Source organism: Brevundimonas bacteroides DSM 4726, assembly GCF_000701445.1.
GTDB classification, from domain to species: domain Bacteria; phylum Pseudomonadota; class Alphaproteobacteria; order Caulobacterales; family Caulobacteraceae; genus Brevundimonas; species Brevundimonas bacteroides.
Genome location: NZ_KL370782.1, coordinates 173456 through 198755, shown reverse-complemented (window position 1 = coordinate 198755; position 25300 = coordinate 173456). Strand labels below are relative to the sequence as shown.

At 68.4% G+C, this 25300-nt stretch carries 20 protein-coding genes; 9 read left to right on the top strand and 11 right to left on the bottom strand.

From position 1 onward, the window contains the following. Positions 1-52: 52 nt before the first annotated feature. The gene (locus tag Q333_RS0115775; RefSeq protein WP_029418215.1) at positions 53-250 is read right to left on the bottom strand and encodes a DUF1674 domain-containing protein; all 198 of its coding nucleotides are present in this window, start codon (positions 248-250) and stop codon (positions 53-55) included. Positions 251-300: 50 nt separating this feature from the next. On the opposite strand from Q333_RS0115775, the gene htpX reads away from it, so the two are divergent. From htpX to Q333_RS0115750, 5 genes are all read left to right on the top strand, one after another. Continuing rightward, the gene (gene htpX, locus Q333_RS0115770) at positions 301-1257 is read left to right on the top strand and encodes a zinc metalloprotease HtpX (protein ID WP_029418214.1); all 957 of its coding nucleotides are present in this window, start codon (positions 301-303) and stop codon (positions 1255-1257) included. Positions 1258-1628: 371 nt separating this feature from the next. Then, positions 1629-2855, top strand: a complete 1227-nt coding sequence (locus Q333_RS0115765) for an argininosuccinate synthase (RefSeq protein WP_029418213.1) — start codon at positions 1629-1631, stop codon at positions 2853-2855. Positions 2856-2919: 64 nt separating this feature from the next. Further along, positions 2920-3372 (top strand): hypothetical protein, encoded by a 453-nt coding sequence (locus tag Q333_RS0115760; RefSeq protein ID WP_157072489.1) that lies wholly within the window; start codon positions 2920-2922, stop codon positions 3370-3372. Positions 3373-3456: 84 nt separating this feature from the next. Beyond that, positions 3457-3759, top strand: a complete 303-nt coding sequence (locus Q333_RS0115755; RefSeq protein WP_029418211.1) for a hypothetical protein — start codon at positions 3457-3459, stop codon at positions 3757-3759. 98 nt (positions 3760-3857) lie between these two features. Further along, positions 3858-4373, top strand: a complete 516-nt coding sequence (locus Q333_RS0115750) for a hypothetical protein (RefSeq protein ID WP_029418210.1) — start codon at positions 3858-3860, stop codon at positions 4371-4373. Between the two features lie 6 nt (positions 4374-4379). On the opposite strand, the gene Q333_RS0115745 is transcribed toward Q333_RS0115750, so the two are convergent. Continuing rightward, on the bottom strand, positions 4380-5162 hold the full coding sequence (locus tag Q333_RS0115745) for an SDR family NAD(P)-dependent oxidoreductase (protein ID WP_029418209.1): 783 nt from the start codon (positions 5160-5162) through the stop codon (positions 4380-4382). A gap of 54 nt (positions 5163-5216) precedes the next feature. On the opposite strand from Q333_RS0115745, the gene Q333_RS0115740 reads away from it, so the two are divergent. Further along, positions 5217-5621 (top strand): YkvA family protein, encoded by a 405-nt coding sequence (locus Q333_RS0115740; protein ID WP_029418208.1) that lies wholly within the window; start codon positions 5217-5219, stop codon positions 5619-5621. A gap of 39 nt (positions 5622-5660) precedes the next feature. Here Q333_RS0115740 and Q333_RS0115735 read toward each other — a convergent pair whose 3' ends face one another. Beyond that, on the bottom strand, positions 5661-6662 hold the full coding sequence (locus tag Q333_RS0115735; RefSeq protein WP_029418207.1) for an NADPH:quinone oxidoreductase family protein: 1002 nt from the start codon (positions 6660-6662) through the stop codon (positions 5661-5663). A gap of 109 nt (positions 6663-6771) precedes the next feature. Between Q333_RS0115735 and Q333_RS0115730 the strand changes: the two genes are divergently transcribed. The 3 genes from Q333_RS0115730 (at position 6772) to Q333_RS0115720 (ending at position 12051) form a co-directional block, all read left to right on the top strand. Further along, positions 6772-7656 carry an isoaspartyl peptidase/L-asparaginase family protein gene (locus tag Q333_RS0115730; protein WP_029418206.1) on the top strand — a complete coding sequence of 295 codons (885 nt, stop codon included), beginning with the start codon at positions 6772-6774 and terminating at the stop codon, positions 7654-7656. A 157-nt stretch (positions 7657-7813) separates the two neighbouring features. Beyond that, entirely contained in the window at positions 7814-10381 is a 2568-nt protein-coding gene (locus Q333_RS0115725) for a TonB-dependent receptor (RefSeq protein WP_029418205.1), read from the top strand. Between the two features lie 2 nt (positions 10382-10383). Beyond that, positions 10384-12051, top strand: a complete 1668-nt coding sequence (locus tag Q333_RS0115720; RefSeq protein WP_029418204.1) for an alkaline phosphatase D family protein — start codon at positions 10384-10386, stop codon at positions 12049-12051. Between the two features lie 54 nt (positions 12052-12105). Here Q333_RS0115720 and lepA read toward each other — a convergent pair whose 3' ends face one another. From lepA to Q333_RS0115680, 8 genes are all read right to left on the bottom strand, one after another. Then, a complete protein-coding gene (gene lepA, locus Q333_RS0115715; protein WP_029418203.1) occupies positions 12106-13914 on the bottom strand; it encodes a translation elongation factor 4 in 1809 nt (602 codons plus the stop codon). A 67-nt stretch (positions 13915-13981) separates the two neighbouring features. Continuing rightward, a complete protein-coding gene (locus Q333_RS0115710; RefSeq protein ID WP_157072488.1) occupies positions 13982-14338 on the bottom strand; it encodes a hypothetical protein in 357 nt (118 codons plus the stop codon). A gap of 69 nt (positions 14339-14407) precedes the next feature. Next, complete coding sequence (gene odhB, locus Q333_RS0115705) at positions 14408-15628, bottom strand: 2-oxoglutarate dehydrogenase complex dihydrolipoyllysine-residue succinyltransferase (protein WP_029418201.1); 1221 nt, start codon at positions 15626-15628, stop codon at positions 14408-14410. A 77-nt stretch (positions 15629-15705) separates the two neighbouring features. Continuing rightward, positions 15706-18708, bottom strand: a complete 3003-nt coding sequence (locus Q333_RS0115700; protein ID WP_029418200.1) for a 2-oxoglutarate dehydrogenase E1 component — start codon at positions 18706-18708, stop codon at positions 15706-15708. A 143-nt stretch (positions 18709-18851) separates the two neighbouring features. Beyond that, a complete protein-coding gene (locus tag Q333_RS17155) occupies positions 18852-19511 on the bottom strand; it encodes a class I SAM-dependent methyltransferase (protein ID WP_162175594.1) in 660 nt (219 codons plus the stop codon). 75 nt (positions 19512-19586) lie between these two features. Beyond that, positions 19587-22775 (bottom strand): efflux RND transporter permease subunit, encoded by a 3189-nt coding sequence (locus tag Q333_RS0115690; RefSeq protein ID WP_029418198.1) that lies wholly within the window; start codon positions 22773-22775, stop codon positions 19587-19589. 3 nt (positions 22776-22778) lie between these two features. Further along, the gene (locus Q333_RS0115685; protein WP_029418197.1) at positions 22779-23939 is read right to left on the bottom strand and encodes an efflux RND transporter periplasmic adaptor subunit; all 1161 of its coding nucleotides are present in this window, start codon (positions 23937-23939) and stop codon (positions 22779-22781) included. 146 nt (positions 23940-24085) lie between these two features. Next, entirely contained in the window at positions 24086-25291 is a 1206-nt protein-coding gene (locus Q333_RS0115680; protein WP_029418196.1) for a CaiB/BaiF CoA transferase family protein, read from the bottom strand. Positions 25292-25300 lie beyond the last annotated feature (9 nt).

Sequence of the window (25300 nt, the reverse complement as noted above, 5' to 3'; positions counted from 1 at the left end):
TCCGTGATGAAACCTGCAGCCTTCACCACTCACGACCCACGTTGGTTGAGCCTCAGAAATCGACCGCCAGCCCCTTCTTCTCCCAGTCGCCGTAGCGGGTCGGTTCGGGCCCGCGCGGTCCGCCGTCCTCGGGCGGCAGGACGACGATGGCGGCGGCGGCCCGACGCGCCTCGGCCTCGGCGAGCGCCCGCTTGGCCGCCTCGCTCAGCACGCGGGGCTCGGCCGGTTCAGGCGTGGGATCATCGGTCACGGGGTCGGCCTCTTGAGCGGAAGGATGCGTCCAACCACATAATCGCGACCATGAACCATCTGAAGACCTTCACCCTGATCGCCGTCCTGACCGCCCTCTTCGGCGGCATCGGCTTCCTGATCGGCGGGGCCAACGGCATGCTGATCGCCCTGGTGTTCGCCGGCGGCATGAACCTGTTCAGCTACTGGAACGCCGACAAGATCGTGCTGCGGATGTATCGCGCCCAGATGGTGGACGAGACCCACCCCGACGCCCGCATCCGCACCTACGTCGCCGACACGGTGCAGATGGCCGAACGCGCGGGCATGCCCCGGCCCAAGATCGCCATCATTCCCAACGACCAGCCCAATGCCTTCGCCACGGGCCGCAACCCCCAGAACGCGGCCGTCTGCGCCACCACCGGCCTGCTCGACATGCTTACGCGCGAGGAAATTCGCGGCGTGATGGCTCACGAGCTCGCCCATGTGAAGAACCGCGACACCCTGACCATGACGGTCACGGCGACGCTGGCCGGGGCCATCTCGGCGCTGGCCAACTTCGCGCTTTTCTTCGGCGGCGGCGACCGCGAGCGTCCGGGCGGCATCATCGGCACCCTCGCCCTGATGCTGCTCGCCCCCATGGCGGCGGGTCTGGTGCAGATGGCCATCAGCCGCGCCCGCGAGTACGAGGCCGACCGCGTCGGCGCCGAGATCGCCCAGGACCCCCAGGCGCTCGCCAGCGCGCTGCAGAAGATCGAGGCCTATTCCAAGCGCATCGTGAACCTGACGGCTGAGCGCAATCCGGCGTCGGGCCAGTTGTTCATCATCAACCCCCTGGCGGGTCGCGGCGCGGACAACCTGTTCTCGACGCACCCCAACACCGGCAACCGCGTCCGCGCCCTGATGGAGCTCGGGACGCGCATGGGCATGACTCCCCGCGCCGCCTCGACCTTCGTCCCGACGTCGGCGCCGACCACCTCGATCCCCCTGACAGGTGAGGCACCCCGCCCGCGCGGGCCTTGGGGTTGAGGCCCTAAGGCAGCGTATGCGCAGCTGCCTGAAAGCGTTCATCACAACGAGCACAGCGAAGGCACAACGAACACAACGAGACCGAGCGCGCGTCACGCTCATCGACCGCTCACTTGTACCATTATGCCGATCATGGACGCTTCGCGTCGATCAGGTCCGGCGGCGTGAGCCGCCATCAAGAACTCCGATTGACCCGGTGACCGATCGTCGCCGTCGCCGCCCCTCGGTCCCGTTGTGTTCGTTGTGCCTTCGCTGTGCTCGTTGTGATGAAACCCTTCACCAGCGCGCCACGCTTCTAGCCGGGAGAGGGTTGCGCTCGACGCGGCTTGGCCCTTTAAGCGCGCCGAACTTCTCCCCAAGGACCCGCGCCCATGACCCAGCCGCCCGTAAAGAAGGTGGTCCTCGCCTATTCCGGCGGTCTGGACACCTCGATCATCCTCAAGTGGCTGCAGACCGAATACGGCGCGGAGGTCGTGACCTTCACCGCCGACCTGGGCCAGGGCGAGGAACTCGCCCCCGCTCGCGAGAAGGCGCTCAAGCTCGGCATCAAGCCCGAGAACATCTTCATCGACGACCTGCGCGAGGAGTTCGTGCGGGACTTCGTCTTCCCGATGTTCCGCGCCAACGCCCTGTACGAGGGCCAGTATCTGCTCGGCACCTCCATCGCCCGTCCCCTGATCGCCAAGCGCCAGATCGAGATCGCGCGTCAGGTCGGCGCCGACGCCGTCTGTCACGGCGCGACCGGCAAGGGCAACGACCAGGTCCGCTTCGAGCTCGGCTACTACGCGCTGGAGCCCGACATCCGCGTCATCGCCCCCTGGCGTGAGTGGGAGTTCCGCTCCCGCGAGGCCCTGCTGGACTTCGCCGAGAAGAACCAGATCCCCATCGCCAAGGACAAGCGCGGCGAGGCCCCCTTCAGCGTCGACGCCAACCTCCTGCACTCGTCCAGCGAAGGCAAGGTGCTGGAGGACCCTGCCGTCGAGGCCCCCGAGTTCGTCCATCAGCGCACCATCAGCCCGGAGGACGCGCCGGACCAGCCGACGGTCATCACCATCGCCTTCGAGAAGGGCGACCCCGTCGCCATCGACGGCGAGGCCATGAGCCCGGCGACGCTTCTGACCAAGCTCAATCAGCTCGGCCACGACAACGGGGTCGGCCGCCTCGACCTGGTCGAGAACCGCTACGTCGGCATGAAGTCGCGCGGGGTCTATGAGACGCCGGGCGGCACGATCCTGCTGGCCGCCCACCGGGGCATCGAGTCCATCACGCTGGATCGCGGCGCCATGCACCTGAAGGACGAGCTCGCGGTCCGCTACGCCCAGATGATCTACAACGGTTTCTGGTTCGCGCCGGAGCGCGAAATGCTCCAGGCCGCCATCGACCACAGCCAGCAGAAGGTGTCGGGCACGGTTCGCGTGAAGCTCTACAAGGGCAACGTCACCGTCATCGGCCGTGAGAGCACCAACAGCCTCTACGATCAGGACCTCGTCACCTTCGAGGAAGGCGTCCAGGCCTACGACCACAATGACGCCGCTGGCTTCATCAAGCTGAACGCGCTCCGCCTGCGGGTTCTGGCCAAGCGCGACCGGCGGGGCTGATCCCCGCTTGGCGACCCGGACCCTGCGTGCGAGGGTCCGGGCCTGCCCAGTGGAGTTCCTGCCCATGCGTTCGATCGTCTTCGCCGCCGTCCTGATGGCGGCCACTCCGGCTCTCGCGCAGGAGACCGCTCCCCCGCCGCCGCCTGCCACGGATACCGCCGCCGCCGAAGCCGCCATCGAGGCGCGCGCCGAGGCCTTCGAGGGCCGCATCCGCCAGATGGGCGAGGAGATGGGCGCCGCCATCACCGCCGCCGGACCGGATCGCGCCAAGCGCGCCGCCGACCTCGACGCCATTCAGGCGCGCTATCAGCCGGAAGCGGACGCCTTCGCCTCGGAACTGGAAGCGTTCGTCGGGCCCCAGCTCGCCGCCCTTCCGGCTGACCAGCAGGCGGGCGCGCGCACCGGTTTCGAGGCTGGCATGGCCCAGATTCGCGGCCTTCCCGCTATGGTCCGCGCCCAGGCCGAGCAGTCGGCCGATGCGCCGCCCGCCCCGACCCCGCCGACGCCAGGTCAGTAAGGCCCGCCTCCGCGCGGAACGGCCACGCTTGATGCCTTCGGCGTTCGCCGTCATCCTGTCGAACGCTGTTCAGGAGTGACGCCCATGCGAAGCCTTCGTCTCGTCGCCGCCTCGGCCCTGGCCGTGGCCCTCATGGCCGCGCCGTTCGTGACCACGGCCGCCATCCAGCAGATCCCGCCCGCCGACCAGTGGCGCGACAATCCCCAGCTGGCGCCCGCCGTCACCGATCCCGAGATGCGCGCCCGCATGAACGCCGAAATCGTCCAGGCCATCCGCGACGCCAACGGCGATCAGGAAGCCGCCCGCCGCGCCATCAACGCCATCGCCGCCCGCTACCAAGAGGCTGCCCAGGCGCAAGGCGCGCGCGGCCGCCCGGGACCGAAGTAGGACGCGATCCGGAGGCGGCGCGGACGCCTTACCGCGATTTCACTTGAGCGGAACCGTGTTCGGGCGGAGCTTGCGCGCCAGACAAGGGAGCCCCCGCCATGATCCGCGTCCTTAGCCTCGCCGCCGCCCTCGCGGTCCTGCCGCTCAACGCCGCCCTGGCGTCCGACCCCGAGACCGAGGCCGAACGCGCTATCGAGGCCGCGTCCGAAGCCTTCGAAGCCCGCATGGAGGCCTTCGGCGAACGCGCCGAGGCCATCGCCGAGGACGAGAGCCTGACCGAAGACCAGCGCGACCAGCGCATCGGCGCCCTGTGGGCCGAATACGCCCCCGAAGTCAGCCGCTTCACCGCCGAGATCAGCCGTCACGCCGGCGCCATCGCCCAGCAGGCCCTGGCCGACATCGACGTCGAGGCCCTCGTCGCCGACGCCCTGAACGATCCCGAGGTTCAGGCCGCCATCCAGGGCGGCGTCGGCATGGCGACCAACGGCGCCTGGGCGTCCCAGGATCCCGAGCACATTCAGACCTACGGTCTCGTCGCCCAGTACGCGCTTGACCAGGCCGCCGAAGCCGTCACCGAGGCCGAAGCCGATGTGGACGAAGCCACGCCGGAGTAAACCCGCTCAGCGCGGCGCCATCCGGATCGCGCCATCCAGGCGGATGCATTCGCCGTTGATGTAGACGTTCCTCGCCAGCTCCAGCACCAGCGACGCATAGTCTGCCGGCGTGCCCAAGCGGCTGGGGAAGGGGATCTGCGCCGCGAGCGCGTCCTGGATCTTCTGGTCCATGCCCGCCATCATTGGCGTCCACATGATGCCCGGCAGGATGGTGTTCACCCGCACGCCTTCCTGGGCCAGGTCCCGCGCGATCGGCAGGGTCATGGCATAGACGCCGCCCTTGGACGCCGAATAAGCCGCCTGGCCGACCTGACCGTCCTGGGCCGCCACCGAGGCCGTGTTGACGATCAGGCCGCGCTCCCCGTCGTCCATGCGGTCGAGCGTGATCATCCCCGCCGCCGACTGGCTCAGCACGCGGAAGGTGCCGAACAGATTGACGCGGATGGTGCGCTCGAAGCTGGCCATGTCGTGGGTGCGGATCTCGCCGGTGTCCTTCTTGCGGCTGACCGTCTTCTGGCCGGTGGCGATGCCGGCGCAGTTGACCACCAGACGCTCCTGTCCGTTCGCCGAGCGGGCCTTGTCAAAGCCCGCCGCGACCGAGGCGTCGTCGGTCACGTCGACGGCGCAGAACACCCCGCCGATCTCCCTGGCGATCGCCTCGCCACGCTCCGCATTCATGTCGAACAGGGCGACCTTGACGCCGTGGCTCGCCAGCGCCCGCGCCGTGCCTTCGCCCAGCCCCGAGGCCCCGCCCGTGACCACCGCAGAAATGCCGCTGTCGAGTTTCATGGCGTCCGTCCCTATGTTGTCTGAACCCGTCGAAGTTGGGGGGATTTAGCCGCCATGACCGCAAACGCAAACCCGACGTCGCCCGAAGACGCCATCGACCCGGACAAGGCGCTGCTGCCCGCCGTCCAGCGCGTCAACGAGCAGCGTGTCCGCACGGCCTTCTGGCCCAAGCTCGGCCGCGTCGCCGCGCGCATCCCCTTCGCCGACCGTCTGGTCAGCGTCTGGTACGCCGCCCGCGACCCCGAGACGCCGCTGGCGGCCAAGGGGATCATGATGGGTGCTCTGGCCTATTTCGTCCTGCCGACCGACGCCATCCCCGACGTGCTCGCCGGCATCGGCTTCACCGACGACGCGGCAGTCATCACCGCCCTGATCGCCACCCTCGGCGCCAATGTGAAGAAAAAGCACCGCGAGGCGGCCGAGCGCGCCCTGAAACGCCTCGCGGGGGGACTGAGCTAGGGCAGCGCGCCGCCGTGCGCCGAGCGGCAGCTCTTCAGGTCAATCCTCGTTCGTCACCACCACCTTGCCCATGACGGTCCGATCCGACAGGGCCTGGATCGCCTCGTGGGCGCGCTCCAGCGGGAAGGTGCGGCTGACGCGCGGCTTGATCTTCTTTTCGGACCACAGCCGCATCAGGTTGGCCATGTTGGCCTTGTGCCCCTCGGGATCGCGCGCCACCGCGGCCCCCCAGAACACCCCCACCACCGACACCGACTTGAGCAGCGTCAGATTGAGCGGAAAGGAGGGAATCCCCGCCGGGAAGCCGATCACCAGATACCGCCCGCCCCAATCCATCGCCCGCAGAGCCGGCTCGGCGTAGTCGCCGCCCACCCCGTCGAACACGACGTCGGGCCCATCGCGCCCCGAGGCCAGCTTCAGCTCGCCCGACAGCTCCTTCTGCGCCGCCTTGTCCATGGCCCCTGAGGGATAGATCAGGCCGTTGTCGGCCCCCAGCTCGAGCGCGAACTGAACCTTGTCGGCGGTCGAGGCCGCGGCGATGACATGGGCCCCCATCGCCTTGCCCAGCTCCACAGCCGCGGCCCCCACGCCGCCCGCCGCGCCCAGCACCAGCAGGTTCTCGCCAGCCTTCAGCCCCGCCCGGTCCTTCAGCGCATAGTAGGCGGTCCCATAGGTCAGCACGAGCGCCGCCGCCTCCTCGAACCCCATGCCGTCCGGCATCTTGATGACGCTGTCGGCGCGCACCGCGATCCGTTCGACCAGCCCGCCCCAGCCCGGCACGGCGATGACCCGGTCGCCCTTGAACAGGCCCTTCACGCCCTCGCCGACCGCCTCGATCACGCCCGCGACCTCGCCGCCGGGGGCGAAGGGGCGTTCGGGGCGGAACTGGTACTTGTCCTCGATGATCAGGGTGTCGGGGAAGTTGATGCCCACCGCCTTGACCTCGATCACCACCTCGCCGGCCTTGGGCGTCGGATCGAGGATGTCCTCCACGACCAGCGAGGACGGACCGCCAACGGTCTTGGACAACACAGCGCGCATGAATGAACCTTCCGGAGCGCCGCCCCCGTGGCGCGCGCTTCTCCGGAACGCTAATCAGCCCCCGGCCCGCCGTCAAAGAGGCCGAACGCGTATCGCAGGAGAGACGTCCATGCCCGCCCCCGCCCTCATCCTGCACGGCGGCGCCGGCGCCCGCCGCTCACGCGACTATTCCGCCGAGATCGTCCACATGCGCCAGGTGGTCGAAACGATGGCCGCCCGCCTGACCGACGGCCTGTCCGCGCTCGACGCCGTGGTCGAGGCGGTCGTCATGCTGGAGGAGAGCGGCCTCTACGTCGCCGGACGCGGCTCCTCCCCCAACCTCGCGGGCGAGTATGAACTGGACGCCAGCCTGATGGACGGCCCCAGCCGCCGCGCCGGCGCGGTCGCCGCGCTTCAGGGCTACCGCAGCCCCATCCGCGCCGCCCGCGCCGTCATGGACCACACCCCCCACGTCCTGCTGGCCGGGTCCGGCGCGGCCCGCTTCGCCGCCGAACAGAACCTCGACCCCATCGACGACCCGGACGCCTGGTTCACCCGCGCCGGCCAGGGCGAGGACAACCACCCGCCCGGCCACGCCCCCCAACTCGCCCATGGAACCGTCGGCTGCTGCGCCCTGGACGACCAGGGCCGTCTCGCCGCCGCCACCTCGACCGGCGGCGTCTTCGGCAAGTTGCCCGGCCGCGTCGGCGACACCCCCATCCCCGCCGCCGGGGTCTGGGCCGACACCGACGTCGCCGTCTCCTCGACCGGCCAGGGCGAATACTTCCTCCGCACCGCCGCCGCCGCCCAGGTCAGCTGGCGCGTCCGCTCAGGCAGCCCCGTCGACCACGCCGCCCGGGCCGTCATCGACGAAATCGGCGCGCTGGGCGGCGACGGCGGCCTGATCGCGCTGGACCGCCACGGCCGCCACGCCGACCCCTTCAACAGCCAGGGCATGAAGCGCGCCTGGCTATCCTCGGACGGGGCCATAGGCGTCGACGTCTTCGGGCGATGATCTGGTGTTCAGCGGTTCGCGCCCCTCGACCTCAGGGTCAGACGCTCTGTGATGGAAGCGTCCGCATACGGTCGAAGCGTCACCGCATAGCCGCAGCGCCGTAACACGCGCGCCGCGAACCCCCGTTAGGTGCGAAGTCATCACTCGGGGGACTGTCATGCTGAACCGCTTCAACACGCGCGCCGTACTCATGGGCGCCGTCGCCGCTTCCGCCGTCGCCACGGCCGCCCAGGCCCAAGTCCAGGAGGATCCGACCCAGCTTGAGGAGGTGATCGTCACCGCCCAGCTGCGCGCCCAGGACCCGATCGAGGTCCCCTTCGCCCTGACCGCCTACAATGGCGAATTCCTGGATGGCCTGGGCGTCCAGGACTTCGAGGAGCTGTCGGCCTTCGTGCCGGGCCTGGTCGTTCAGAACCAGTCGCCCAACAACCCGGGCTTCGTGATCCGGGGCATCACCTCGGACTCGACTGGCGCCGCTGACGAGCCGCGCGTGTCGATCTATCAGGACGGCGTGTCGATCTCGCGCGCGCCCGGCGCCTTCGTCGAACTGTTCGACATCGAGCGGGTCGAGGTGGCGAAGGGGCCGCAGTCGACCCTGTATGGCCGGGGCGCCCTGATCGGCGCCGTCAACGTCATCCAGAACAAGGCCGACATCGACGGCTTCGACGCCGAGCTGCGCGCTGGGTTCGGCAATCTGAACTATCTGATGGGCGAGTTGATGCTGAACGCCCCGCTGTCTGACACGAGCGCGTTCCGGCTCGCCGCGCGGCTGAAGAGCCGCGACGGCTACATCGAGAACCTGCTGGGCGGACCGGACTACAACGGCGTCGACACCCAGGCCGTCCGCGGATCGTTCGCCTATGAGCCGACCGACGCCTTCCGCTTCGACCTGATCGCCAACTACCAGCAGGACAAACCGTCGGGCGTCAGCTTCCGCTCCATCTTCTACGACGCGCAGGATCCGAACACGGGCGCGGTGCTGGGCGGCCGCAATCCGTCGGACGGCGCGGCCCTGACGCCGGGCTCGAACATTCCGGGCGGGGCCAGCCTGGGCATCGACCGCGAAGTCTGGGGCGTGACCGGCCTGATCCGCTATGACCTGTCCGACAGCCTGACGCTGAACTCCATCACCGCGGTCCGCAGCTTCGAGACCGCCGAGACCTTCGATCCGGACGGCATCTCGCTCCCCATCCTGACCGGCATCGGTATCTCGAACGGCGAGCAGTTCAGCCAGGAGCTGCGTCTGAACTGGGACAACGGCGGCCAGTGGTCGGGCTTCATCGGGGCCGGCTACTTCCGCGAAGACAACGATTCCTCCTCGCCCATCGAGATCGACGAAAGGATCGCGCTCGCCCAGCTGGCCGGCATCCTGGACGGCAGCCCGACCACGGTCGGCACCACCGCCCTGCCCCGGTCGGTCTATGGGTCGCAGGCCTTTCTCCAGCCGTTGCTGGCGGGCTTCGGCATTCCGGCCCCGGCGCGCGCCGGCATTGCAGCGAACCTCAAGGCCAGCCACATCGAGAACGCCATTACCGAGACCGAGCTCGACAGCTTCGACATCTTCGGTGACCTGACCTGGAAGCCGACCGACCGCTGGGAGTTCGCCGCTGGCGTTCGCTACACATCGGACGAAAAGACGTCGGCCTTCGCCTCGACCGTCGTGAACGGCCGCTCGATCGCGGGCGGCCTTCTGGCTCTCGTCCAGGTTCAGGGCCAGATCAACGCCCTGATCGCCCAGGGCACGCCGGCCGCCCTGGCCCAGGCCGCCCAGCTCGGGGCCTTCGCCACCGGTCTGGTCACGCAGCTGGCCACGCCGGGCGCCGCCAATGCGCCGGCCAGCGCCGCCTTCCCCCTGTTCGGCCTGACGTTCCAGCCGACCGCCGGCAACGGCCAGTTCAGCGAGCGCTCGCTGGAGGACGACGGTTTCACCTGGCGTCTGACCGGCCGTTACGAAATCACGACGGACGCCAGCGTCTATGCCACCTACGCCCGGGGCCGCCGTCCGGCGGTGTTGGCCGTCGGCGTGCCCACCACGCCCTTCGGCGCGCCGGTGTTCAACGAGGTCGAGGAAGAGACGGTCGACAGCTACGAGGTCGGCCTGAAGACCGTGCTCGCCGACGGCGCCTTGCGGCTGGACGGCGCGGTCTTCTTCTACGACTACCAGAACTTCCAGACGACGGTTCAGGTCGGCACCCAGTTCATCACCACCAACGCCGGCGAGGCCGAGAGCTACGGCTTCGAGGGCCAGGTCGTGTGGTCGGCGACCGACACGCTCGATCTGTACGGCACCTATGGCTACAACCACTCGCGCTTCCAGGCGGGCATCTTCGACGGCAACCGCTTCCGCCTGTCGCCGGATCACAAGTTCAGCCTGGGCGCCCTGTGGTCGATCCCCGTCGCGGGCGGCGCTGTTGAGGTCCAGCCGACCTACACCTGGCAGTCGGAGATCTTCTTCGACAACGACAACGACCGCACCAGCCTGCAGACCTCCAACTTCGTGCCCGACCGCGCGGTGGACGAGCTCCAGGACAGCTATGGCCTGTTGAACCTGCGCGTCCGCTACACGCCCGATCAGGGCAACTGGTCGGTCGAGGCGTTCGGTGACAACCTGCTGGACGAGGACTTCCTCAAGGACGCGGGCAACACCGGCGACGGCCTGGGCCTGCCCACCTTCATCGCCGGCGAACCCCAGACCTACGGCGTCAACCTGACCGTGAGCTACTGACCATGCGCATAGACCGTCGCGGCCTTCTCACCGGTCTCGGAGCCGGGGCCCTCGCCGCCCCGGCAGTCGCTGCGCCGAAACAGGCTGTGGCGGTCGCCTTCCTGCACGGCGTCGCGTCGGGCGATCCTCATTCCGACAGTGTGGTCCTCTGGACCCGCGTGACTCCGGGCACGGACGTCTCAGGCGCCATCCCCGTCGCCTGGCGGGTCATGGACGGCGAGCGCGTCGTTGCATCAGGGACGGCCGAGGCCTCTCCGGAGCGGGACTTCACGGTCAAGGTCATCGCGGGCGGCCTGCGGGCCGGTGTCGAATACCGGTATGACTTCCGGGTCGGCGACGTCGTTTCCCCGACCGGCCGGGTCCGTACCCTGCCATCGGGCGCGACCGCCGACGTCGTGCTCGGCGTCGCTTCCTGCCAGCTCTATCCCGGCGGTCTGTTCAACGCCTGGGAGGCCATGGCGGCCGAGCCGCGCTTGGATGCCGTCATCCACCTCGGCGACTACATCTATGAGTATGGCGCGCGCGAGAACGACTACGGCGGCGCGACCGGCGTCCAGCTGAGCCGCCTGCACCAGCCGCCACGCGAAATCCTGACGCTTGAGGACTACCGGCTGCGTCACGCCCAGTACAAGTCCGACCCCGACCTCCAGGCCGCCCATGCGCGCGCCGCCTTCATCTGCGTGTGGGACGACCATGAGGTCTCCAACGACGCCTGGATGCAGGGCGCCGAGAACCACCAGCCCGAGACCGAGGGCGACTTCGCCGCCAAGAAGGCCACCGCCCTTCGCGCCTATTATGAGTGGATGCCGATCCGCGAGCCGGCGGGCGGCCTCTCGCTTGAGCACGTCAACCGCAGCTTCGAGTTCGGCGACCTGGCGACCCTGGCGATGGTCGAGACCCGGCTGCTGAACCGCGCCAAGCCCTTGGACTATGAGATCGACATGCCGGTCGTGGACGGCCGTCCCGACGTCGAGGCCTTCCGCCGCACCCTGGCCGCGCCCGAGCGCGACCTGCTGGGCGAGCCCCAGCGCGACTGGCTGAAGGGGGTGCTGACCGCCTCGAAGTCGGCGGGCAAGCCGTGGCAGGTGCTGGGCAACCAGATCGTCATGGCCCGCGTCAACGGCCCCGACATCACCCGCATCGCCTCCGACGCCCAGATCGAGGGCCTGATCTCGGGGCTGCCCGAGGCGGTCCAGCCCGGCATCCGCCAGGTCATACAGCTCTACAGGCTGGGCGTGCCCTTCAGCCTGGACAGCTGGGACGGTTATCCGGCGGGTCGCGAGCGTCTGTATGCCGCCTTCGCCGAGGCCGAGGTCCAACCGATCGTGCTCGCGGGCGACAGCCATGCCTATTGGGTCAATGAGCTGAAGGACTCCGCCGGAGCTCGCCGCGCGGTGGAGTTCGGCACCAGCGCCATCTCCAGCCCCTCGGTCGGCGACGCCGTCGCGCCCCTGCCGCTCGGCCCCCTGCTCAGCGCCAACAACGACGAGGTCGTGTTCTGCGACCAGTCGGCCAAGGGCTATCTGCTGCTGACCCTGACGCCCGAGCGGGCGGAGGCGAAGCTGCAGTCGGTCTCCACTATCCTGGCCAAGCCGTTCGAGACGCGCACGGTGGCGACGTTCGCGGTGACGCGGGACGAGACCGGCATCAGCGCGCCCCAGAGAGCCTAGTCCAACCGTCGGCCCGAACGGACCTAATCGACAGGGACTATCGGGCGACGGCCTTCAATCCTCGTCCATCTTCAGGGCGGCGATGAAGGCCTCCTGCGGGATCTCGACCTTGCCGAACTGGCGCATGCGCTTCTTGCCGGCCTTCTGCTTTTCCAAGAGCTTCTTCTTGCGAGTGGCGTCGCCGCCGTAGCACTTGGACGTAACGTCCTTCCGCAGCGCGCGCACGGTCTCGCGGGCGATGATCTTGCCGCCGATGGCGGCCTGGATCGGGATGACGAACATGTGGGGCGGGATCAGCTCCTTCATCTTCTCGACCATGCCCCGGCCGCGCGTCTCGGCCCGCGCCCGGTGGACCAGCATGGACAGGGCGTCGACCGGCTCGGCGTTGACCAGGATCGACATCTTGACCAGGTCGCCGACCTTGTAGTCGGTCAGCTCGTAATCGAAGCTGGCATAGCCCTTCGAGATCGACTTCAGCCGGTCGTAGAAGTCGAAGACGACCTCGTTCAGCGGCAGCTCATAGACCACGAGCGCGCGAGCGCCGACGTAGGACAGCTCGAGCTGGGTGCCGCGCCGGTCCTGACACAGCTTGATGACCCCGCCCAGATATTCGTCGGGCGTCAGGATGGTGGCCTTGATCCACGGCTCGCTGATGGTCTCGATCTGCATCACGTCGGGCAGGTCGGCCGGGTTGTGCAGGTCGATCTCGGTGCCGTCGCGCTTGGTGATCTTGTAGACCACCGACGGCGCCGTCGCGATCAGGTCCAGGTTGAACTCGCGGCTCAGGCGCTCCTGGATGATCTCCAGATGCAGCAGGCCGAGGAAGCCGCAGCGGAAGCCGAAGCCCAGGGCGGCCGAGCTCTCCATCTCATAGGTGAAGGAGGCGTCGTTCAGGCGCAGCTTGCCGATGGCGGCGCGCAGGTCCTCGAAGTCGGCGGCGTCGACCGGGAACAGGCCGCAGAAGACCACCGACTGGACTTCCTTGAAGCCCTTCAGCGGCTCGGCCGTGGGGCGCTTCTCGTCGGTGATGGTGTCGCCGACGGCGGCGTTGGCGACCTCCTTGATCTGGGCGGTGATGAAGCCGACCTCGCCGGGGCCGAGGCTTTCGACCGGCGTGTTCTTGGGCAGGAACACGCCGACGCGGTCGACCAGATGGGTCGAGCCGGCCTGCATCATCTTGACCCTCTGCCCGGCCTTCAGCGTGCCGTCGAACACCCGCACCAGCAGAACGACGCCCAGGTAGGGGTCGTACCAGGCGTCGACCAGCATGGCCTTCAGCGGCGCGTCCGGATCGCCCTTCGGCGCCGGCAGCCGGGTGACGATGGCCTCCAGCACATCCTCAATGCCGATGCCGGACTTGGCCGAGCACATCACGGCGTCACTTGCGTCCAGCCCGATGACGTCCTCGATCTGCTGGCGCACCCGGTCGGGCTCCGCCGCCGGCAGGTCGATCTTGTTCAGGACCGGCACGATCTCGTGGTTGTTGTCGATGGCCTGATAGACGTTCGCCAGCGTCTGCGCCTCGACCCCTTGAGACGCGTCCACCACCAGCAGCGAGCCCTCGCAAGCCGCCAGACTGCGCGAGACCTCATAGGCGAAGTCCACATGCCCCGGCGTGTCCATCAGGTTCAGGACGTAGTCGAGCCCGTCCTTGGCCTTGTAGTGCAGGCGCACCGTCTGCGCCTTGATGGTGATCCCCCGCTCCTTCTCGATCTCCATGTTATCAAGCACTTGCGCTGACATTTCGCGCGCGCTCAGCCCTCCGGTGACCTGGATCAGGCGGTCGGACAGGGTCGACTTGCCGTGGTCGATGTGGGCCACGACCGAAAAGTTGCGGATGCGTTCGATGGGGGGCGTCGTCATTGTGCGGCGCGGTTAGCATGGCCTCAGGCAGAGCGCCAATGCGGCCGGGTGCGCGTCCCGTCCGAACCTAGCCGAGCACAGACAGAACGCAGCTCGCCAAGGGGAAGACGATTACGAAAAGGAGGATGACGACCACCCCCGCCCGCTTGGCCAAGCCCATGACGCCGCTGATCTCGGCTTCGTCCAGTTCGCCGACCTTTCCGGGTGTGGCGTCCTGCATCCATTCGTCCGTCTCGAGGTCGCCGCCGGAGAACTCTCCCGCCCTCATGCGGGCGATCAGGCGGCGAGCGTCTCCAATCTGGAAGTCGGGCGCGGAGACGCGAACGCCGCCCAAGGCGAACAGAAGGTCAGGGTTTACAGTCGCCGTATCGCGGTCCGGCAACCGCGCGTCGATGCTGTGCTGGCGGAGGAACGAAACCGCCAATTCGCCTTCCGGCAGCGTAGCGAAGCGAGCGACCTCGAGTTGATCGGACGGCCCGCCCCCTGACACGCCTTACAGATCCAGCAGCGCCCGCGCCGGGTCTTCCAGCAGCTGCTTGACCCGCACCAGGAAGGTCACGGCTTCCTTCCCGTCGACCAGGCGGTGGTCGTAGCTCAGCGCCACGTACATCATCGGCCGGATCTCGACCTGGCCGTTCACCGCCATCGGCCGCTGGACGATGTTGTGCATGCCCAGGATGCCTGACTGGGGCGCGTTCAGGATCGGCGTGGACATCAGCGAGCCGTAGGTGCCGCCGTTGGTGATGGTGAAGGTGCCGCCCTGGAGCTGGTCGAGGCTCAGCGTGCCGTCGCGCGCCGCCTTGCCCAGCTCGCCGATGCCCTTCTCGATGCCCGCCAGGGTCAGCTGGTCGGCGTCGCGCAGAACCGGCACGACCAGGCCCTTGTCGGTGCCGACCGCCACCCCGATGTCGTAGTGGTTCTTGTAGATGATGTCCGTGCCGTCGATCTCGGCGTTGACGGCGGGGATCTCCTTCAGGGCGTGGACCACCGCCTTGGTGAAGAAGGACATGAAGCCCAGCTTCACGCCGTGGGCCTTCTCGAAGGCGTCCTTGTACTGGTTCCGCAGCGCCATGATCGCCGTCATGTCCACCTCGTTGAAGGTGGTCAGCTGGGCGGCGGTGTTCTGGGATTCCTTGAGGCGGCGCGCGATGGTCTGGCGCAGGCGCGTCATCTTCACCCGCTCCTCGCGCGGATGGTCCGCGCGCGGGGCCGAGGCGGCGGCGGCCACCGGGGCCGGGGCGGCCGCCGGAGCGGGAGCGGCCGCGCCGATGGCGGCCAGCGCGTCGCCCTTGGTGATGTTGCCTTTCGGACCCGTGGGCGTGATGGCGGCGGGGTCGAGGTTGTTCTCGGTCACCACGCGCTGGACCGCCGGCGACAGGACGGCGTCGCCCGCCGGTGCTTTGAAGGCGGCCGAGCCGGTGTTGGCAGACGGCGCGGCAGCGGCCGGGATGGGCTCGGGCTTGGCCTCGGCGGCGATCGCGCCTTCGGTCACGGAGCCCAGCACGGCGCCGGGCGTCACGGTGTCGCCTTCGCCGAACTTGATCTCGGCCAGCGAGCCGTCGGCGGGGGACACGACTTCCAGCGAGACCTTGTCGGTCTCCAGTTCGACCAGGATCTCGTCCTTCTTGACGGGATCACCGACCTTCTTGGACCACTTGGCGATGGTCGCCTCAGAGACGGATTCTCCGAGCGTGGGGGTCAGGATGTCGGCCATGGGGGAGTTCCGGTCGTTCAGGTCAGGCGGTCATATAGTCAGGTTTGGCGTCGGGCGGGAGACATCCCGCCCGACAGTCAGGCGAAAGCCTCGGTCGTGAAGGCTTCCAGCTCCTTGAGGTGGCGGCTCATCAATCCGGCGGCGGTGGACGCGGAGGCGGGCCTGCCGACATAGCGGGCGCGCTTGGACTTCACGTCCAGCTTCTCGAGCGTCAGCTCCAGCCACGGATCGACGAAGGTCCAGCCGCCCATGTTCTTGGGCTCTTCCTGGCACCAGACCAGCTCGGCGTTGGGGAAGCGGGCCAGCTCGGTCAGCAGCGACTTCATCGGCCAGGGATAGAACTGCTCCAGCCGCAGGATGTAGACGTCGTCGATCGCCTTCTTCTCGCGCGCGTCCAGCAGGTCGTAATAGACCTTGCCCGAGCACAGGATGACGCGGCGGATGTCCTTGTCCGCCTTGATCGAAATGCCTGAGACCTCCGGCCGCGTCTGGGCGTCGTCATGCAACACGCGGTGGAAGGACGAACCCTCCGCCATGTCCTTCAGGGTCGAGACCGCCTTCTTGTGCCGCAGCAGCGACTTCGGCGTCATCAGCACCAGGGGCTTGCGGAACGGCCGGTGCATCTGGCGACGCAGGATGTGGAAGTAGTTGGCCGGGGTGGTGCAGTTGGCGACCTGCATATTGTCTTCGGCGCACTGCTGCAGGAATCGCTCAAGCCGCGCGGAGGAGTGCTCGGGCCCCTGACCCTCGTAGCCGTGCGGCAGCAGCATCACGAGGCCGCACATCCGCAGCCACTTGCGTTCGCCGGATGAGATGAACTGGTCGATGACGACCTGGGCGCCGTTCACGAAGTCGCCGAACTGGGCTTCCCACATGACGAGCGTGTTCGGGTCCGACAGGGCGTAGCCGTATTCGAAGCCCAGAACCGCCTCTTCCGACAGGGCTGAGTCGATCACCTCGAACTGCTGCTGGTCGGCGCCGAGGTTGTTCAGCGGGACGTAGCGCTCCTCGGTCGTCTGGTCGACGATGCCCGAGTGGCGCTGGGAGAAGGTGCCGCGCACCGAATCCTGGCCCGACAGCCGGACCGGGAAGCCCTCGGTCAGCAGGGAGGCAAAGGCCAGGCTCTCGGCCGTGGCCCAGTCGATGTTCGCACCGCTGTCGATCATCTCGCGGCGGCCTTCGATGACCCGCTTCAGCGTCTTGTGGATGTCGACGCTGTTGGGGATGGTCGTCAGGCGGTGGCCCAGGTCGCGCAGCTTGGCCTCGGGCACGGCTGTGTCGCCCCGGCGCTCGTCGCCGTCGGGCAGGCCCACGCCCTTCCACTGGCCGTCCAGCCAGTCGGCCTTCTCGGCCCTGAAGCTCTTGCCGGCCTCAAACTCGGCGTCGAGGAAGGCCTCGAAGCGGGCGACCTCGGCGTCGACGTCGGCTTGCGTCAGGACGCCCTCTTCGACCAGGCGCTTGGCGTAGATCTCCCGCGTCGACGGCAGCGAGCGGATCTTCGAATACATGATCGGCTGGGTGAAGGTCGGGTCATCGCCTTCGTTGTGGCCGAAGCGACGGTAGCAGAACATGTCCACCACCACGTCCTTCTTGAACTTCTGGCGGAACTCGGTGGCCACCTTGGCGGCGAAGACGACCGCTTCGGGGTCGTCGCCGTTCACGTGGAAGATCGGTGCCTGGACCATCAGGGCCACGTCCGACGGATAGGGGGTCGAACGGCTGTTCCGCGGCGAGGTGGTGAAGCCGATCTGGTTGTTCACCACGAAGTGCATGGTGCCGCCGGTGCGGTAGCCCTTCAGCCCCATCAGGGCGAAGCACTCGGCCACCACGCCCTGGCCGGCGAAGGCGGCGTCGCCGTGAATCAGGACCGGCATGACCTTGGAGCGGTCCAGCGCCCACTGGCTTTCCGGCAGGCCGGCGTTGGCCTCGCGGATGTCGAAGGCCTGCTTGGCGCGCGCCTTGCCCAGCACGACCGGATTGACGATTTCCAGGTGCGACGGGTTGGCGGTCAGCGAAAGGTGGACCTTGTTGCCGTCGAACGCCCGGTCTGAGCTGGCGCCCATGTGATATTTGACGTCGCCCGAGCCCTCGATGTCCGACGGCACGGTCGAGCCGCCCTGGAACTCGTGGAAGATGGCCTTGTAGGGCTTGCCCATGACGGCGGCGAGCATGTTCAGGCGGCCGCGGTGGGCCATGCCGAACACCATCTCGTCGACGCCCAGCGCCCCGCCGCGCTTGATGATCTGCTCCATGGCCGGGACCATGGCCTCGGCGCCGTCCAGGCCGAACCGCTTGGTGCCGGGGAAGCGCTTGTGCAGGAAGCGCTCGAAGCCCTCGGCCTCGATCAGCTTGTTCAGGATGGCGATCTTGCCTTCCTTGGTGAAGCCGTTCCTCTCGAAGGCGTCCGGACCCTCGAACCGCTGCTGGAGCCAGGATTTCTCCTCCGGCTCGGCAATGTGCATGAACTGGATGCCGATGTTGCCGCAGTAGGTGCGCTTGAGGATCGCCAGCACCTCGCGCAGCGTGCCCGTCTGCAGACCCAGCACCCCGTCCAAATAGATCGGCCGGTCCAAGTCGGCCTCGGTGAAGCCGTAGAACTCCGGCGTCAGCTCCGGGTTGGAGCCCGGCTGCTCGATGCCGAGCGGATCCAGCGTCGCCGCCAGGTGGCCGCGCACGCGGTAGCTGCGGATCAGCATCAGGGCGCGGATCGAATCGTGCGCCGCGGCGCGGACTTCCTCCGCCGACACGCCGGCGGACGCGGGGGACGATTGAGCCGGAGCCGCGCTCGGCGCCTTGGCCTTGGGATCCGCCTTCGGAGCGGGCCAGCGGCCGTCGAACACGGCGGTGGTTTCACTCGGCTCGGTCGTCGAGGAACGACCCCAGCCGGCGGCGGCGGAAGAGGCCTTCACCGCCTCGGCCGAGTCTCTCAGCTGGTCGAAGAAACCGCGCCATTCGGCGGGCACGCTGGCGGGGTCCGCCGCCCAGCGCTCGTGCATCTCCTCGATATAGGCGGCGTTGGAGCCATAGAGAAAGCTGGTCTCGGCAAAGACCTGGTTCAGCCGACCGGCATCGTCCGCCATCGTATCTCGTCGTCCCGACATCGGCCTCGGGGTTCAATCGCGGTCACATCCGCGTGAGGCCGGCGAGGCTCATATAGGCCCTGTTTCCTTATGGGTCATGACCGAAAGGGGGCCAAAAGCCGCAAAAACCGCTTTCGCGAGGGTCAGACCGGCTTTCGCGCCTCCATGGCGACCTCACGACAGCCGATCCGTTCGTCCCTGAAGCGATCGGCCAGTTCGATCCGCTGGAACGCCGATTCCTCGGCATCGCCCAGATCACATCTGCGGATGTCCGTGAACCCCGCGTTCCGCAGCAGCTCGGACATCGCGGCCTCGTCGTACATCCACAGGTGATCGCTGTTGCCCAGCGCGGCGCGGATGAAGCCTGCCGGACCGCGCGGCCGACTGCGCCGACCCAGCATGGTTTCGGTCATGAAGGCGTCGGCGGCATCGGCCCGCCCCGCTCGCGACGCTTCCAGATAGCGGATCGCGCGTGCGTTCAGGTCCGGAACAATCAGGCGGAAGACCCCGCCGGGCTCCAGAAGCTTGAAGGTGTTGCGAAGGGCGATCTCGACATCGTCCCGACTCAGGTGCTCCAGGACATGGCTGGCGTAGACGGCCCTCACCGTCCCATCGGGCACAGGTAGGCCCCGGAGGATGTCGCCGAACCGAACGTCGGCGGGAAACCGTCGACTGTTCACCCGAATGAACCGCCCTACCAGCGGAAGCCTTTCGAGCCACACGGTGGGTGAGGAATCGAAGCTCAGCCAACCCTCAGGCGCGCTCCAGCCGGCACCGAACTGGACGTAGACAGGCCTGTGCACCGCGCCCTCCAAAAGTCGGTCAACAGCTCCGCGATAACAGTGTCACATGAAAATGGCGAGACAGTCGCTCTTGCACTACTCCGCCGGCTTTACCTCCCCGTGCTGGTGGCCGAAGCGACGCTCCAGCACCCGTTCCAGCCGTGTCTTGACCCCGTCGATGAGACTGAAGGCCGCCGGGATGAACAGCAGCGACAGCAGGGTCGAGGTGATCAGCCCGCCGATCACGGCGATGGCCATGGGCGAGCGGAACTCGGTGCCCTCGCCGAACGCAGCCGCGATCGGCAGCATGCCCAGACCCATGGCGAGCGTCGTCATGATGATCGGCCGGGCGCGCTTGTGGGCGGCGTCCATGATGGCGTCATATTTGTTCATGCCGCGCTGCATGGCGATGATCGCGTAGTCGACCAGCAGGATGGAGTTCTTGGCCGCGATCCCGGTCAGCATGATGATGCCGATCAGCGCCGGCATCGACAGCGCCTTGCCGGTCACCAAGAGCAGGAAGAACGCCCCGCCGAAGGACACCGGAAGCGCCGCCAGGATGGTGATCGGGTGGAAGAAGCTTTTGAACAGCAGGACCAGCACGATGTACATCAGCAGGATGCCCGTCGTGATGGCGAAGATGAAGCCCGACGCGGTCTCCTGAAGGTTCTCCAGCTCGCCCGACACCGCCTGGCTGACGCCGTCCGGCAGGTTCTGCATCGACGGCAGCTGGTTCACCCGCTCCGACGCCTGGCCCAGCGTGATGCCGTTCAGCTCCGCCGTCAGGGTGGCTACACGCCGCCGGTCCAGACGGTCGAGCTGGTTCGGACCTGCGCCGAAGCTGATGTCGGCGACCGACGACAGCGGCACGGTCGCGCCCGAGGCCGTCGGCACCTGCAGGTTCTCGATCAGGCCGAGGTCGCTTCGCGATTGCTCCGTCAGCATGACCCGGATCGGCACCTGACGGTCGCCCAGGTTGAACTTGGGCAGCAGCTGGTCGGCGTCGCCCAGCGTCGCCACTCGCGCCACCGAAGAAATGTCGGACGCCGACACGCCCTGCAGCGCGCCGATGTCGGCCTTGGGCGTGATCAGGATCTCGGGCCGCACCAGCGCCGCCGAGGAGATGACGTTGGACAGGCCGGGGATGGAACGCATCTCGCGCTCGACCGCCGCGGCCGCGTCCTCCAGCACCTCACCGTCGTCACCGACCAGCGAGATGGAGACCTGGCCGCCGCCCCCGCCGTCCTGGCCGAACTGGACGCGCGCGCCGGGGATCTGGCGCAGGATCGGCCCCATCTCCTGTTCGAAGGCCTGCTGGCGGATCGAGCGCTCGCTCTTCTTGACGAGGTTCACCGTGATGGAGGCGCGCCGCACCTCGCCCGCCGATCCGCCGCCGCCTGGGCCGAAGCTGGTCGTGGCCGAGCCGATCGAGGCATAGACCGAGCGGACCTCCTCGCGGGCCGTGAGCGCGTCGGTCACCCGCTGAACGGCCGCATCGGTCTCGGCCAGCGTCGCGCCGGGCGGCAGCTGGACCGTCACGTTGGACCGCGACACGTCCTCCACCGGAATGAACTCGAACGGCAGGCGCGAGGCCAGGAACAACGAGAAGATGAAGAACAGCAGGCCCAGCCCCATCACCCACATGCGGTGATCCAGGCCGCGCCAGACGAAGTGACGGCGAAAGAAGCCGCCCGTCTTGCGCTCGCGGTCGCGCTTCAAATCTTCAGACGCCGAGTGACCCATGCCCCAGCGCAGAGCGACCAGATACCAGCGCATCCAGGCCGGATCGGCGTGCTCCTTGCCCTGGTTGGCCTTGAGCATATAGGCGCCCATCAGCGGCGTGAGCGTGCGCGCCACCACCAGCGAGAAGAAGACGCTGACGCAGGCGGCGATGGCGAAGCTCTTGAAGAACTGGCCCACCACGCCCGGCATGAAGCCGGTCGGCGCGAACACGGCGATCAGGGTCGCGGTGGTGGCGATGACCGCCAGGCCGATCTCGTCCGCCGCCTCGATGGCGGCCGGATAGGGGGCCTTTCCGTCGCGGATGTGCCGGACGATGTTCTCGATCTCGACGATGGCGTCGTCGACCAGGATGCCGATGGTCAGCGACAGCGCCAGCAGCGTGACGACGTTCAGCGACTGGCCCGTCAGGTCCATGACCAGGAAGGTCGGGATCAGCGACAGCGGCATGGCCACCGCCGCGATGAAGGTCGCGCGCCAGTCCCTCAGGAACACCAGCACCACCAAGACCGCCAGGCCCGCGCCCAGCAGCAGCGCCTCCACCGAAGCGTGGAAGTTGTTGATCACGTCCTGGGTGGTGTTGGTCACCTCCTCGATGGTGACACCCGGCAGCTCTTCGTCGAGCTTTTCGACCTCTTCCATGGTGCGCTCATAGACGTCCAGTTCGGACGAGCCCTGCGAGCGGCTGATCGAGAAGGCCACGACCTCCTCGCCGTTGAAGCGGGCCCGGCCGCGCGGCTCGGACCACTCGTCGGTGACTTCGCCCAGGTCGCCCAGCCGCACGGTGCGGCCGGCCACGGGGATCAGGGTCTCGGCCAGAGCCTCGACCGACGGCGCGGAGCCGAGGGTGCGGATGGCCTGCTCGTTACCGCCGATCTCGCCGCGTCCGCCCGGCAGGTTGATGTTGGCGGCGCGCAGCTGGTTGGACACATCCGCCGCGCTGACGCCCTGGGCGGCCAGCTTCACGGGGTCCAGCTTGACGCGGATCTCGCGGTTGACGCCGCCGTCGCGGCTGACCTGGCTGACGCCCTGGATCGACAGCATGCGCTTGGCGATGGTGTTGTCGACGAACCAGCTGAGCTCTTCCGGGTTCATGCCCGGCGCGCGGACCACATAGGTCACGATCGGGAACTGGGTGAACTCGATGCGCTGGACGATCGGCTCCTGCACGTCGGCGGGCAGGTCCTGGCGCACGCCGGCGACGGCGTTGCGCACATCGTTGGTCGCCTTCTCCAGATCGACGCCCAGATTGAAGGTGATCGAGGTGGTCGAGACCGAATCGTTCACCACCGAGTTGATGTCGTCGACCTCGCCGAGGCCCGCGACCGAATCCTCGATCAGACGGGTGACCTGGGTCTCCAGTTCGGTGGGGGCGGCCCCGGACTGCACCACCGTGACCGCGACGACGGGCAGATCAACGTTGGGGAAGTTGTTCACCGGCAGGCGGCCGTAGCTGATGATCCCGGCGACCGTCAGCACGATGAACAGCAGGACGATCGGAATCGGGTTCCGGATCGACCAGGAGGAGATGTTGTTGAAGTTCATGGCTCAGCGCGCCGGTGCGGCGGTGGGAGCGGCCGTGGCCGCAGCGGGCCGCGCCGTCGGCTGGACCACCCGGACCTGATCGCCTTCGCCGAGGAAGCCCGCGCCTTCGACCACCACGCGCTGGCCCGCCTGAAGACCGGCAGAGACGGCGACCGCGCCTTGCGCGCGACCGGCTTCGGTGATCGGCTGGAAGCGGACGGTGGAGTTCTGGCCCAGGACATAGACGCCCGGCCGGTTCTCGCGGAACACGACCGCGGCCGATGGCACGGTGAGCGAGGGCTGGGCGCCCGCGTCGATCTCGGCCCGGGCGAACATGCCGGGCCGCAGGTTCGAGCCGCTGGTCAGGGCGATGCGGGCGACGCCCAGCCGGCTCTGCGGATCGACCTGGGGGGTGACGATCCGGACCGTGCCGCCGGTCTGGCCCGCCTGGTCCGAGACGATGGTCGCGCCCATGCCCGGCCGCACCAGCCGCAGCTCGGCCTCGGGGATCTGGGCGTCGAGCTCCAGCCGGCCGTCGCGGACCATGCGGAACAGCTCCGAACCCGCCTGGACGATCTGGCCGCGCGTCACGCTGCGGCTCGAAATCAGGCCCGAAACGGGTGCCCGGATGGTCGCCTGGTTGACGCGCGTCTGGGTCTCGGCCAGCGCCGCGCGCGCGGCGGCGAGGTTGGCGGCCGAGGCGCGCTGGTTGGCGAGGGCGGTGTCCAGCGACGCCTGCGAGAGGAAGCCCCGCTCCTTCAGTTCCTGCGAACGCGCCAGCGCGGCGTCGTCGCGCGCCAGGTTGGCCTCGGCGGTCTGGACCTGCGCCTGTTGCTGGCGCAGCTGGGCGCGCAGAAGGGCGTCGTTCAGCTGAACGAGGGGCTGGCCTTGCCGGACATAGGAGCCTTCGTCGACATAGACGGCCGTGGCCACCAGGCCCCCGGTTTCGGCGCCCACCGGCACCTCTTCCCAGGGCGTGACGCTGCCCGACGCGGTGATGATGCGCGGCAGACTGGTCAGGCCCACGGTCTGGACCGTCACCGCCTGGCCGACCGCGGCCTGGGCCTCGCCGTCGCCCTCCTTGCCTTCGCCGCCGCCGCAGGCGGCTGTCAGCAACACGAGGCCGAGCAGCCCGGCCGCCAGCGGCGCGCGATGGACGAGGCGGGTCGATGTCGTGCGGGCCACGGGAAGTCCTGTCGTGAGAGGCCGGGGAGGGCCAAGTCATCGCCGGATGACCGGCGCGGCCTCATAGCGCGTCTGTCGCTCCGGCTCAAATGTGAGACACCGCCATTACGCCGAAGTAATGCGGCGCGGAGACGGCGGTCGATGTTTCAGCCCTGCGGCGCGATGGCCTCGGAAAGGCCGTCGAGCACCTCTCGAGTATCGGCGCCCAGCGCGGGCGGGGCCCGATCGTATCGAACCGGGGTCGCCGACAGACGCATCGGACTGGCCACCGTCCGGACAGCGTGTGGCAGGTCGGGCCGCGCCAGTTCCACCTCCAGCCCCCGCGCTTCGGCCTGAGGCTCGGCGAAGACCTGGGCGACGGAGTTGATCGGCCCGCAGGGCACGCCGGCGGCTTCCAGCGCCTCCATGAGCCCTGCCATCGTCCACGCCGTTGTGATCTCCGACAGCGATGCGACCAGTCCCGACCTGTGCTCGATGCGCCCGGCGTTGGTCGCATAGCGGGCGTCCGCCGCCAGATCGGCCGCTTCCAGAACCCCGCAGAGCGTCCGGAACTGGCCGTCGTTGCCCACGGCTATCACGACGCTGCCGTCCGAGGTCGGGAAGGGCTGATAGGGGACCAGGTTCGGATGGGCGTTGCCCATGCGAGTCGGCGACACACCCGAGACGAACCAGTTCGTCGCCTGATTGGCCAGCATGGCGGCCTGGACGTCGAACAGGGCGATGTCGATGTGCTGGCCCTGACCCGTCGCCCGCGCGTGCAGCAGGGCGGCGAGAATCGCGTTCGACGCATAGAGGCCCGTCCCCAGATCGACCACCGCCACCCCCACCTTCATCGGCTCGGCCCCCGGCGCCCCGTCCGGCTGGCCGGTGATGGACATCAGCCCGCCCATGGCCTGGATCATGTAGTCGTAGCCGGCCTGCTCGGCGCGCGGCCCGGTCTGGCCGAAGCCGGTGATGGAGCAGTAGACGAGGCGCGGATTGATCTCGGCCAGGCTGGCGTAGTCCAGGCCGTACTTCTTCAGCCCGCCGACCTTGAAGTTCTCGACCAGCACGTCGGATGTCGCGGCCAGTCGGCGGATCGCCTCGGCGCCCCCCGGCGTGGCGATGTCCAGTTCGACGGACTTCTTGCCCCGGTTGGCGCACAGGAAGTAGGCGGCATCGCCGCGCGAGCCGTCGCTCCTCGTGGTGAAGGGCGGTCCCCACTGGCGCGTGTCGTCGCCGACGCCGGGCCGTTCGATCTTGATCACCTCGGCGCCCAGATCGGCCAGAATCTGCGTCGCCCAAGGGCCTGCCAGCACGCGGGACAGGTCGAGCACGCGAACGCCCGCGAGGGCCTGGGGCTGGGTCGTCAAAGGCGGCGG

Excerpts from the sequence above, each read along its gene's own strand:
- Q333_RS0115755 (WP_029418211.1), top strand. The coding sequence starts at position 3,457 with ATGCGAAGCCTTCGTCTCGTCGCCGCCTCGGCCCTGGCCGTGGCCCTC.
- Q333_RS0115760 (WP_157072489.1), top strand. The coding sequence starts at position 2,920 with ATGCGTTCGATCGTCTTCGCCGCCGTCCTGATGGCGGCCACTCCGGCT.
- Q333_RS0115690 (WP_029418198.1), bottom strand. The coding sequence starts at position 22,775 with ATGAACTTCAACAACATCTCCTCCTGGTCGATCCGGAACCCGATTCCG.
- Q333_RS0115750 (WP_029418210.1), top strand. The coding sequence starts at position 3,858 with ATGATCCGCGTCCTTAGCCTCGCCGCCGCCCTCGCGGTCCTGCCGCTC.
- Q333_RS0115735 (WP_029418207.1), bottom strand. The coding sequence starts at position 6,662 with ATGCGCGCTGTGTTGTCCAAGACCGTTGGCGGTCCGTCCTCGCTGGTC.
- Q333_RS0115745 (WP_029418209.1), bottom strand. The coding sequence starts at position 5,162 with ATGAAACTCGACAGCGGCATTTCTGCGGTGGTCACGGGCGGGGCCTCG.
- Q333_RS0115765 (WP_029418213.1), top strand. The coding sequence starts at position 1,629 with ATGACCCAGCCGCCCGTAAAGAAGGTGGTCCTCGCCTATTCCGGCGGT.
- odhB (WP_029418201.1), bottom strand. The coding sequence starts at position 15,628 with ATGGCCGACATCCTGACCCCCACGCTCGGAGAATCCGTCTCTGAGGCG.
- Q333_RS0115720 (WP_029418204.1), top strand. The coding sequence starts at position 10,384 with ATGCGCATAGACCGTCGCGGCCTTCTCACCGGTCTCGGAGCCGGGGCC.
- Q333_RS0115700 (WP_029418200.1), bottom strand. The coding sequence starts at position 18,708 with ATGGCGGACGATGCCGGTCGGCTGAACCAGGTCTTTGCCGAGACCAGC.
- Q333_RS0115740 (WP_029418208.1), top strand. The coding sequence starts at position 5,217 with ATGACCGCAAACGCAAACCCGACGTCGCCCGAAGACGCCATCGACCCG.
- lepA (WP_029418203.1), bottom strand. The coding sequence starts at position 13,914 with ATGACGACGCCCCCCATCGAACGCATCCGCAACTTTTCGGTCGTGGCC.
- htpX (WP_029418214.1), top strand. The coding sequence starts at position 301 with ATGAACCATCTGAAGACCTTCACCCTGATCGCCGTCCTGACCGCCCTC.
- Q333_RS0115725 (WP_029418205.1), top strand. The coding sequence starts at position 7,814 with ATGCTGAACCGCTTCAACACGCGCGCCGTACTCATGGGCGCCGTCGCC.
- Q333_RS0115730 (WP_029418206.1), top strand. The coding sequence starts at position 6,772 with ATGCCCGCCCCCGCCCTCATCCTGCACGGCGGCGCCGGCGCCCGCCGC.